Origin of the sequence: Geoalkalibacter sp. (assembly GCF_030604225.1) — a bacterium.
Lineage (GTDB): Bacteria > Desulfobacterota > Desulfuromonadia > Desulfuromonadales > Geoalkalibacteraceae > Geoalkalibacter.
This window is the reverse complement of sequence record NZ_JAUVWH010000116.1, coordinates 1-10275: the sequence shown is the minus strand read 5'-3', so window position 1 is coordinate 10275 and position 10275 is coordinate 1. Positions and strand designations below refer to the sequence as shown.

At 62.9% G+C, this 10275-nt stretch carries 8 protein-coding genes; 1 reads left to right on the top strand and 7 read right to left on the bottom strand.

Annotated features, from left to right (window positions below):
* Positions 1 to 22 precede the first annotated feature (22 nt).
* From QAT43_RS11980 to QAT43_RS11960, 5 genes are all read right to left on the bottom strand, one after another.
* Positions 23 to 2308 (bottom strand): serine protein kinase PrkA, encoded by a 2286-nt coding sequence (locus QAT43_RS11980; RefSeq protein WP_305043315.1) that lies wholly within the window; start codon positions 2306 to 2308, stop codon positions 23 to 25.
* 11 nt (positions 2309 to 2319) lie between these two features.
* Complete coding sequence (locus tag QAT43_RS11975; RefSeq protein WP_305043314.1) at positions 2320 to 3981, bottom strand: SpoVR family protein; 1662 nt, start codon at positions 3979 to 3981, stop codon at positions 2320 to 2322.
* A 138-nt stretch (positions 3982 to 4119) separates the two neighbouring features.
* Positions 4120 to 5304 carry a DUF444 family protein gene (locus tag QAT43_RS11970; protein WP_442900255.1) on the bottom strand — a complete coding sequence of 395 codons (1185 nt, stop codon included), beginning with the start codon at positions 5302 to 5304 and terminating at the stop codon, positions 4120 to 4122.
* Positions 5305 to 5409: 105 nt separating this feature from the next.
* Positions 5410 to 7470, bottom strand: coding sequence for a serine protein kinase PrkA (locus tag QAT43_RS11965; protein ID WP_305043312.1), 2061 nt, complete (start codon positions 7468 to 7470; stop codon positions 5410 to 5412).
* A gap of 218 nt (positions 7471 to 7688) precedes the next feature.
* Complete coding sequence (locus QAT43_RS11960) at positions 7689 to 8138, bottom strand: hypothetical protein (RefSeq protein ID WP_305043311.1); 450 nt, start codon at positions 8136 to 8138, stop codon at positions 7689 to 7691.
* A 107-nt stretch (positions 8139 to 8245) separates the two neighbouring features.
* On the opposite strand from QAT43_RS11960, the gene QAT43_RS11955 reads away from it, so the two are divergent.
* A complete protein-coding gene (locus tag QAT43_RS11955) occupies positions 8246 to 8680 on the top strand; it encodes a hotdog fold thioesterase (protein ID WP_305043310.1) in 435 nt (144 codons plus the stop codon).
* A gap of 3 nt (positions 8681 to 8683) precedes the next feature.
* Here QAT43_RS11955 and QAT43_RS11950 read toward each other — a convergent pair whose 3' ends face one another.
* Both QAT43_RS11950 and QAT43_RS11945 read right to left on the bottom strand, forming a co-directional pair.
* Positions 8684 to 9433: a TIGR03915 family putative DNA repair protein gene (locus QAT43_RS11950; RefSeq protein ID WP_305043309.1), complete on the bottom strand. Its 750-nt coding sequence runs from the start codon at positions 9431 to 9433 to the stop codon at positions 8684 to 8686.
* Positions 9434 to 9483: 50 nt separating this feature from the next.
* Positions 9484 to 10275, bottom strand: a 792-nt coding sequence (locus tag QAT43_RS11945) for a D-2-hydroxyacid dehydrogenase (protein ID WP_305043308.1), incomplete at its 5' end; no start/stop codon positions are given.

The window sequence follows — 10275 nt, the reverse complement described above, 5'->3', positions numbered from 1 at the left end:
TCTCCGGTGGGCTTTCGGCGTTTCAGCGGTCGCTGAATTTCTTGGCGATGTCGTTGTCGATGACGTACATGCACACCTCCCGGGCGCCGGTGGGGGTGTACTTGTACTTGCGCACCAGGTTGTTGATGAGGAAGGAGACGTCGGCGCGGATCTTCTTGTCGTAGGTGCGAAAGCCCTCGCCGCCGAAGTCCTTGATGGCGCGGCGGAAGTTTTCGTTTTCGAGGAAGGGGTCGAGCACCTTTTCCTTGAGATGGTAGACGTAGCGCTCGAAGAGGTCGCGGAACAGGGCGGTGTCGTCGAGTTTTTTGCCCTCGGCCATGATTTCGCTGGTCAGAGTGGTGGTGTAGTCCTTCTGCGTGGCGCGGCGGAAGCGCAGGCGCTGGGCGAGATCGGCGGCGGAGCCGAGCAGCTTGCGCTCGATGCCCTCGAAGAATTCCTCGCTGATGTCCAGGCGCGCCCCGGTGTAATTGCAGGTGGCAAGGGTGCCGGGCTCGAAGTTAACGGCAAACAGGTAGTTCATGATGTCGCGCCCGATCTGCTCCTCGTTGTAGTAGTAGAGCGATTCCTTGACCTCCTGGAGCACGGTGTAGTCGTACATCTGCACCAGGGAATCGAGAAAGCCGTGGGGCAAGGCCTCCACCAGTTCCTTGTGGGTGCGGAAATACTTGTGCAGGTTGGCCATGGTCACCAGCTTGCCCTGCTTGCCGTAGGTCGAGTAGAAATCGTTGAAGATTTTCAGCGCGTCGCGCCCCGAGAAGCCCCGCGTTCCTTCCGTTTCCGACTCGGCGATGATGCGCCGGCGGCGCTTGGCGGTGAGGCGCTTGCGGTCTTCCTCGACGAGCCACTTGGGGATGTGGCCGGTATAGATCTCCATTTTCAGCAGCTGCAGGTTGGGGTCGCAGTAGATCTTGTACTTGTCGGCCTCGCCGATCCATTCGAGCATGGCCTCGCTGCGGATGTTCATGCGCGAGGAAATGATGGTGCGGGAAAAGTTGTGCAGCACCCGCGGCAGGAAATTCTCGTCGATCTGGCGGCCGAAGGTGTTGCGGTAGATTTCCACTTCGGTGTTGATGTCGAGGACGTAGGGCACCTTGATGTATTCGATGCGATCGGAGAAGGAGTGGAAATCCTTGATGTTCTCCTTGTCCTCGGGATTCATCAGAGCCAGGAACAGGGAGCTGACGTTTTCCTCGATGTCCTCGACCTTGTGCACGCCCTCGCTGATGATGTTGTGCAGTTCGATGAGGCGCTCGACGTTGTAGCCCTTGACGTCCATCAGCGCGTAGATGCCGTTGTTGGTGCGGGCGAAGCGCGAGAAGATGTAGCGCACCTGGTTGCTGTCGCGCAGCAGGGCGTTGAGCCGCCCCTGAAGCATCTCGTTGGTGAGGGAGGTCTGCTTGAGGGGCTTGTCGCCCGGATTGAAGACGCTCACCCCCTCGCCGACCCGCCGGTTGAAGGCGATGGGCCGCGCGTGGACCATGGAATAGACCTGGGCCGGGTCGCGCAGTTTGCCGAGCAGCGCCTGGTAGAGGGATTCGCAGATGGTGCAGGGGGCCGTGCGAAACACCCAGTCGTATTCCTTATCATCGAATCGGCGGCGTGCCTCCTCGTCCTCGGCGAAGAGCACGTCGAGAAACGGCCGCCGCCCTTCCTTGGGGATCATCAGCAGGGGATGGTCGTGGCTCGGGCAGGGCACCTCGATGTGGCTTTCCACTGCGGCCAGGGCCGTCTTGAACTCGTTGCCCTCCTTCTGGCCGAATTCGTACTCGTCGAGGAGCAGTGAGAGCTTGTCGATGAACAGGTTGGTTTCCTGCGGGCTGAAGGAGCCCAGCACCCGCCGGTCGAGGCGCCAGACAGTTTCCCAGAGGGCGCCCTCCTCGGTGTTGGCGTACTTTTCGTACTTCATCAGCAGATTGTTGAGAAAGGTGCTCTTGCCGCAGCCGTGGGGACCCTCGAAGATGTAGATCTTGTTCTGCTGGGCGCCGCGCTTGAGGGCGTCGACCAGATTGATCAGGCGATTGGCGAAGAGACGATCGGCGAAAAACGGATTGTCCGTATCCTCCACGAACAGCCGCCTCGTGTCGTAGGAACGGAAATGGATGGATTCGGGATCGTCGGGGTATTCGTCGTGACCTTCGCTCAGGTAGCTGCGGATCATGTCGTGAAACTGCTGAAAAACGTTGCGCACCATGCTCTGCGGCGCCTGGGTGACGCGCCGGAGAAATTCCGCGAAGGGCACCAGCTCACCCTGTCCCCAGTGGTTGACGGCGAGATTGATGCGCTGCAAGGCTCGTTCGATGGCGTTCATGGCGCTTCCGCTCAGGACAGGGGGACCTTGGAAAGTTCCCGGTTCTTCAGGGTATAGAGCACCCGCCGCCAGCTGATGTGCGCCGGCTCGCCCTCGCGCTCGGCGGATACGCCGGAGAAGGCCCCGGCCAGGGCCGCGTTGGACGAGGCCGCGGCGGCGGGCACGGGTTCGCTGGTTTCGAGCTGCACCGGGCGCCCCCACAGGTATTCGATGCCGAGCAGGGTGTTGGCGATGTAGTCGCGCACCAGGGGCTTGCCCTCGAACTTGTGCACCAGATAGAGGCTGCCGTCCTCGCCCCGATCCCGCGCCACGTTGATGCGCGGCGGGTGATAGAGGTCGTCGACGAGCATTTGCCGGTAGTCGGCGGCCTTGCGGCTCTTGATGTAGTACTGCCAGGTCATGCGCGCGCGGTTGAGGCGCTTGCCGGCGACGAAGAGCTTGTGCCGGTCGAGAAAATCCTGGTCGATGTAGCGGCTGATGAAGGAAAAATCGCTCTCGTTGGCGCGCACCGCGAAGATCGTCTCCCGCCCCTTGCCGGTTTTGGCATCGAAACGGCGCCGTTCCTCCGCGTCGCCGAGTTTCTGATAAGCGAAGCTGTAGCGGCCCTTGTCGGCCATCTCCTCGATGTACTCGAAAAGCCGCATGCCCAGGGCATAGGGATTGAGGCCCACCTTGGGCAGGGAGGTCACGCCCGCGTGAACCCGCGCGAAATCCACCTCGTGGCCCTGGATGCGGTCATCCTCGAGAAACAGCCGCTCGTGCCAGTAGCTCGCCCAGCCCTCGTTGAGGATCTTGGTGCGGATCTGCGGCTGAAAATACACCGAGGTGTTGCGCACCACCTGCAGCACCGAGAGCATCCAGCGGTTGTCCTCGCGCTTGAGAAACTCCGAATGCTCCATCAGGTACTGAAGCAGATCGGTGGTCCGGGCCCCCTTTTGGCCCAGGCTTTTTTCGTAGAGGGCCTCGAACTCGGGGTATTTCACCACCACCTCGGCGAAGAACCCCTCGATGCCCAGCTCGCCCTGGTCCTTGCAGCAGGCGTTGTAGCGCTCCACCTCGCGGATGTAGTCCGAGGTGCGCACCTTCTTCACGTCCTGCAGGAACACGTCGAAATAATAATCGAAGCGCCGCGAGGCGGGGGTCGCGGCGGGCCGGTCGTAGCGGGCCAGCTCCTCGAAGTAGCCCACCAGGTTGTCGATGCCGCGGGCGAATTCGATGACGTAGTCCACCCAGCGGCCGTGGCGGGCGCGCAGTCGCGCGACGAGCCGCTTGTCGGAAAGGGCCTGGCCGGTGAGGTCGAAGTCCCAGGTGTGGCGGAAGAAGATGTTGTTCTGGAAGAAATCGATGTGGGCGAGCACGTGATAAAAGATCATCACGTTGAGCCAGTCGGGGTTGTTGTCGTTGTAGAAGCTGATGGCGGGCCGGGTGTTGATCACCGTCTCGTAAGGGTTGCCGGGATAGAGCTCGTAGCGGCCCTTCTCCTTGAGCACCTCGACATCGTGCACCCAGTAGTCGTAAAGGGTGGGGATCATGAGCTTGGGGGTGAGTTCGAGCAGATCACGGTTGGTGACGATGTACTCCAGGGTCTCGTCCTCGAAGCGTAGGCCCGCCGCGCGCGCCCGCTCCTTGCAGCCCTCCATGATCGCCTTGGTGTGCTGGTTGATGAGTTCCATGTCGGCGTCCGTCGCCCTCCAGGCGAATGTTCCCCCCTCCCTTGATGGGAGGGGGTCGGGGGGAGGGTGATATGCAGGCGGCAACCAGCCCGCCCCCCGACCCCCGGCCCTCCCCCACCAGGGGGGAGGGAGAAGTTCCTAGGAAATCAGCTTCTTGATGCCGTCGATAATGCGCGGCTCCTCGGCGTCCTCGCCCATGACATCGAGGCGCAGCAGCTCGGGTTTATTCTCCAACAGGCCGGATTTCTTCAGGTAGCGCTCCACCTCGGTGTTGCCGCTCGACCCATGGGCGTGCTCGGCCACCGTCACCCCGACGCGGCTGGCGTAGGTGAGCACCTTTTCGATCTCGGGCAGCACCTCTTGGCCGTCCGTGTCCCAGTCGTCGCCGTCGGTGCCGTGGAACACGTAGATGTTGTAATCCTTGGCCAGGCTCTCCTTCTCCACCATCTCATTGACCAGCCGATAGGCCGCCGCCACCCGCGTGCCGCCCGCCACCCGCGAGTTGTAGTAGGTGTAGAAATCCTTGACCTCCTTGGCCTCGGTGTCATGCAGAATGAAGCGCGTCTCCACCTGGCGCTCGTACTGGTACATGAGCCAGCTATAGATGAGCACGTGCTGGGTGCACACCACCTCGGTGGCCTTGCCCGCCATGGAGCCCGAATAGTCGCGCAGGAAAAACACCAGGGCCTGGGACTCGTAGTCCTTCTCGCGCGAGAGAATGCGATAGACGCGATCCTCCGGCGAGATGAGCAGCTCGTTGGGGTCGACGGCCTGGGGATCGGGGATGCGCCCCAGGGCCAGGTTGGTTTCGAGGACGCGGCGCAGGGTCGCCTTCTTGTCGAGGAGCTGACCGAAGCCGCGATGACGGTCGGTGAGTTCGTAGCTGTAGCGGGTCAGCCAGCGCTTCTTGCCCTTGTCCTGCAGGTTGGGCAACTCGAATTTCTCGGTGAGGATGCGCCCCAGGTCATAGGCGCTTGATTCCACCTCGTGGGACCCGCCCTCGCCCTGGCCCGCGCCGCCCTCGCCCGCCTCGCCGGTTTCGCGCACCGGCGATTCGCCGATGACCTCGCCTTCCTCGCCTTCGCCGGTACCGCCCAGGCTCTCGTCGCCCTCGTCCGGCGGCCGGAAATGGGGATCATGGATGAGCTTTTCCTCCACGGTGGTCGGCACCACCACCACCTTGGCGTCGCCCTTGCCCGGCTTGATCAGCCGCCCGACGCGAATCTTACGCGGGAACCCATCCGCCTCGCGCCGCCGATCCCGCTCCAGCAACTCATCCAGCGACCGCACATGCGCCGTGTAGCCCGCCTTGGGCTCGCCCATGTTGAGCAGCAGGTCGAAGTCCCCGCGGGACAGCACCGTGATTTCCTCGACAATCGGCACTCGCTTCTTCATCGCTCGCCTTTAACCAATGACCAAGGACCGCCCTTAAGCCTCATCCTCCTGCGTGCAAAAATACTCGATGGTCTTCTGCGCGCAGGTCCGGCAGTAGCCCAGCTTGTCGAGCATGGTGGCGATCATGCGGTCGTAGAGCTTCTGGTTCTCCTCGTTGGTACGGTTGGCGAGAGCGCCGATCAGGGAGCCCGCCCCGGCGATGTCGCTCTTCAGGCGCACGTCGGTCACCGCCTTGACCAGCTCCAGGTTGTCCATGAAGTCGTAGTTGGGATCGACGGTGATCTTCTGCCCGTAAATCTTGCGGATGGAGGTGCGGAAGGTCTCGCACTGCTCCTCGGTCTTGAGACCGAGGCGCTCCTCGACGCTGCGGATGAAGCGCTCGTCGATCTTGAGCGCCCGGAGCTGGCCGGTCTGCGGATCCTTGTACTTCCACAGCTTGTCGGGTCCCAGGTTCTCGGCGTCGATGCCGATGATCATGTTGACGTAGTTCATCACGTCCTTGCGGATCGCCTGGGGCTCGTCCATGTAGGCGTTGAACATCTCGGTCATGATGCGCTCGCGGTAGAGCTCCTTGGCGATCTTCAAATCCTCCAGGTACTTGCCGCGATCATTGGCGTCGGAGACGTAATCGAGAATGATCTTCTCCACCGCGCCGAAGATGTCGTAGGCGAACATGCAGCGCCCCTCGTTGGTCTCCGAGCTTTCGCCGAGCAGTTGCACGGCACGGCCCAGATTGCGCTGGCCGAGGCCCTTCTGGCCGAAACGCCGGGTGATGTCGGGTTCCTGGTTGAGGGCGTCGATCACCTCGGCCAGGGCCTTGACGCTCTTCTCGCCGGCCACCTCGCCGGCGGCGAGCTTCATGGTCTCGATGGGGGTGAGCTTTTCCGAGCGCGGCAGGCGCGAGAGGATGAAGGACACCGAGGCCGCGTAGTTGAGATTCGGGTCCTGGTGCAGTTGCTCCTTGGTCAGGGTGGTCTTGGTCTCGCTGCCGATGGCGTAGCCGGTCAACTCGCGCTGCATCTTGTAGTTGGTGTTGTGGCTCACATAGCACACCCGGCAGCGGTCGACGATGGGCGCCTCCTCCTTCTCGGCGAGGAAGCGGTTGAACTCGGCGTTGTTGCTGGTGGCGATGATCAGGGTGTCGATGGGCCAGCGGTAGCCGTCCATCTCGATCATGCGGTTCTGGATCACGCCGAGATAGACCTGCACCAGGTCTTTCTTGTTCTTGTAGATCTCGTCGGAGAAGTGGATGCCGCCGCCCGCCACCCGCGCCAGGGCGCCGCGCCGCAGATCGAAGCGGTAGGGGTTGTGGGTATCGCTGATGTGCAGCAGGCGCTGGATGGATTCCTCGCCCAAGAGATCGACGGCGCTCGAGGTGATCTTGTCCTTGGCCGCGTACTTGCCGGTCAGGGTGCCGAGACTCTCGGTGAGGGGCACGGGCAGGATCTCGACGAATTTGAGCATCTCGTCGATCTTGCCGTCGCAGTAATTGCGGATGTCGTTCCAGATGTAGCTGGTGCACGCCCCCAGGGGCCGATAGTTGGCGTAGAGATTTTCGAGCTCGGCGTCAGTGAACTTGCCCTTCTCGCCCAGCCAGCGACGGCTCTCGGCGGGATCGTCAAACAGGTTCATGGCGAGGATCATGGGATCCTCGTAGGTCTGCGACTCGATCTGGGCGATCTTGCCGTAGCTGCCCAGCCGCTCCATGCCCATGAAGCGAAAGGTTTGCTTGCGGTTTTCCTCGCGGGCGATGAACTCGCGGTAGCGGCCGCACAGGTACTCGACGAAGAAGGTCTTGCCGTTGCCCGGCTCGCCCACCAGCACGAAGGCCATTTCCTTGGACGAGCCGCCCTCGGCGGCATCCTTGACGAAGGCGACGAAGCTGTTGATCTCGTCGAACATGCCCACCGGATGCCGGCGGCCCTGGCGAAAAATCTTGAAATCATAGGTGGTGCGGGCGTTGACGACGACCTTTTCGATCTCGTTTTCCAGAATCATGCGCGCCACGCCCTGAAAGGCGTTCTCGAAGCGCCGCTTGCCCTGCTTGACCGCGGCAACATGCTGGGCAAGCGTCGGAGTGCTGCTGTTGGCCATTGGTCTTCCTCCCCGTGACTGGACGTTGAGCTACTCTGTTGTTCATTATAAACCAAGGTTTCGGATTTTTAGCGGGGAGGGGAAAGGTCAGATCAAGTTTTACCGCGGAGAACGCCAAGAACGCAGAGGCGGATTCCTGAAAAAAATGCGATTTTTCTAAGCGTTCTCAGCGCTCTCGGCGGTGAAAAAAATTTTTTCAGGAAGCTTTTTTCAGACGCTCAGTTGAGTTTCTGGCAGGGCAGGTCGATGCGGATGATCTGGCCGCGGCGCTCGATGAAGATCTGCGATTCCATGAGCAGGGGCAGATAGTCTTCCCCCTCGCAGTCCAGGCTGTAACTGCCGCTCAGATCGAGGCCGGGGATATAGGCGGGGACCAGGTAGGCGATGTCCTCGACGGAGCAGCTGATTTTTTCATGCAGCTCACGTTCGCCGGGATCACGCTGATTGTTGCCGTTGGCGTCATGATAGGCGTAGATGATGATTTTGCCCCGCTCCGTGGGCAGGGGCGGGGCGGAGCCGAAGAGCAGATCGAGAATGTTGCCGCGCTTGTGCCGCTCGTGGCCGATGCGGAACTCCTCGCCCGCGGGATCGGTCGAGGCCCCGGCACAGGTCACGGCGGCCAGCCAGCAGAGCAGGAAAAACCCGATGATTCTCGACAGTTGGGACAAAACAACGCTCCTCGAAAAAAATACGAGTGGCCATTATAGCGGTTTTGCGTAAATATTTGCACTGGGCCCGTTGCGATTTTTCCTGTCATTGCCTTGCGGAGGTCAGCATGTCCATCTGGTTTCGTACCCCGACTCTCGACGATCTCAACCGCAAGACCCAAGACAATATGTGCGGCCATCTGGCCATGGAATTCACCGAGATCGGCCCCGATCACCTGAGCGCGCGCATGCCCGTCGACACCCGCACCACCCAACCGGCGGGCCTGCTGCACGGCGGCGCCTCCGTGGCCCTGGCCGAAACCCTGGGCAGCTTCGCCGCCTACCTGTGCGTCGATTCCCACAAAAAAGCCTGCGTCGGCCAGGAAATCAACGCCAATCATCTGCGCGCGGTGCGCGGCGGCTGGGTGATCGGCACGGCGCGGCCGCTGCATTTGGGCAAGCGCAGCCAGGTCTGGGACATCCGCATCCGCGACGAAGCCGGCGCCCTGGTGTGTGTGTCGCGCCTCACCGTGGCGGTGGTCGAGCGTCAGCCACGCGCCTGAGCTTTACGATCCCTCCATTTCCACCAGATACCTCCAGTATTTCATGGGCATGCAGCTGCGCTGCTGACTGGGGTTGGCGCGCTCGGCGATGGCGATGCGGCGGTGAAAGGTGCGCCAGAGTTGCTGCCAGCGCGCCTCCTCGTCGCTCAATTCCGGCGCCGCCGCGACGGTGAGGTCGGCGAGCACCCAGCGGCCCGCCTCATGGAGCACACCCTTGCCGCGCCGTACATCGTGCAGCAGCCAGCGCTCGGCGGACAGGCGCCCGGCGAAATGGGGCGCCAGCAGCGGCAGCACGAAATGGGCGGGTTCCAGGGGCGCGTAAAGCAAACCGTCGGCGGTTTCGCGAAAGCGCGCCAGCCCCTTGAGGCGATGCGCCTCGCGCCGCACCAGCTGGGCGAGGCGGTGCGCCTCGCTCACGGCGGGGTTGGCCAGATCCTCGTCCAGGCGCCCTCGCACCCGCCAGCCCTGGGCCAGGTAGTGGTAGAGAGCCATTTCCCTTCCCGGCCGTTCGGAAAAAAAGGCGTGGCGCAGGTTTGCGGCGGTATGGGGGGAGAGATGGGTGCGAATTGCCGTGAGGAGTTCATCGGCGCGCCGCGGATCGGTAGCGACGAAAATCGGCGCGGCGAATAGATCGTCCTGGGCGGGTTCGTCGGCGCTAATCGCCGCCGGCGTCTCGCGCCAGGCGAAGATGCGTTGCAGCACGCTGAGCAGCCCGGCGTAGCTGCCGTCGTAGTGATAGGTCAGGGCGTCCATGGATGTTTTGGCAGAGCGGGTCCATGGACCCGCTCTGCCGAATGAAGTTCTCAGCTCACCACATTGCGCGGCGCGCCGGCCAGAAAGGCGCGGACATTGGCCACCGCCGTCGCCATCAGCCGCTCGCGGGCGGCGCGCGTCGCCCAGGCGATGTGCGGGGTGATGAAACAGTTGGCCGCCTGAAGCAGCGGGTTGGCGGATGTGGGCGGCTCGACGGAGAGCACGTCGAGTCCGGCTCCGGCGATGCGCCCGGCGTTGAGGGCGGCGGCCAGGGCGGCTTCGTCCACCAAGGGGCCACGCCCGGTGTTGATCAGGTAGGCGCTCGGCTTCATCAGCTCCAGGCGCCGCGCGTCGACCAGGTTTCGCGTCTCCTCGGTGAGGGGACAGTGCAGGGTCAGGGCGTCGGCGGAGGCAAAGAGCTCGTCGAGACCGACGAAGCGCACGTCCTGGCCTTCGCGCGTCTCGCGGTACCTGTCCGGGTTGGCGGTGTGCACCAGCACCTCCATGCCGAAGGCCCGCGCCAGCCCGGCAACGCGTCGGCCGATGGCGCCGAAACCGACGATGCCCAGGGTCAGCCCGTCGAGTTCCACCAGCGGCCGCTCCCAGAAGCAGAAATCGGCGGCCGCCGTCCAGCGGCCCTCACGCACCAGGCGGGCGTGATGGCCGACCTGCTGGGTGAGTTCCAGCAGCAGGGCAAACACCAGCTGCGCCACCGAGGCCGTGCTGTAGGCGGGCACGTTGGTCACCAGGATGTTTCGCTCGCGCGCCGCCGCCACGTCGACCACGTTGTAGCCCGTGGCCAAAACGCCGATGTAGCGCAGCCGCGGCAATTGCGCCAACTG

Bases quoted from the DNA above. Each gene is read 5' to 3' on its own strand.
- QAT43_RS11980 (WP_305043315.1), bottom strand. From the start codon at position 2,308: ATGAACGCCATCGAACGAGCCTTGCAGCGCATCAATCTCGCCGTCAAC.
- QAT43_RS11975 (WP_305043314.1), bottom strand. From the start codon at position 3,981: ATGGAACTCATCAACCAGCACACCAAGGCGATCATGGAGGGCTGCAAG.
- QAT43_RS11970 (WP_442900255.1), bottom strand. From the start codon at position 5,304: ATGGGCGAGCCCAAGGCGGGCTACACGGCGCATGTGCGGTCGCTGGAT.
- QAT43_RS11965 (WP_305043312.1), bottom strand. From the start codon at position 7,470: ATGGCCAACAGCAGCACTCCGACGCTTGCCCAGCATGTTGCCGCGGTC.
- QAT43_RS11955 (WP_305043310.1), top strand. From the start codon at position 8,246: ATGTCCATCTGGTTTCGTACCCCGACTCTCGACGATCTCAACCGCAAG.
- QAT43_RS11950 (WP_305043309.1), bottom strand. From the start codon at position 9,433: ATGGACGCCCTGACCTATCACTACGACGGCAGCTACGCCGGGCTGCTC.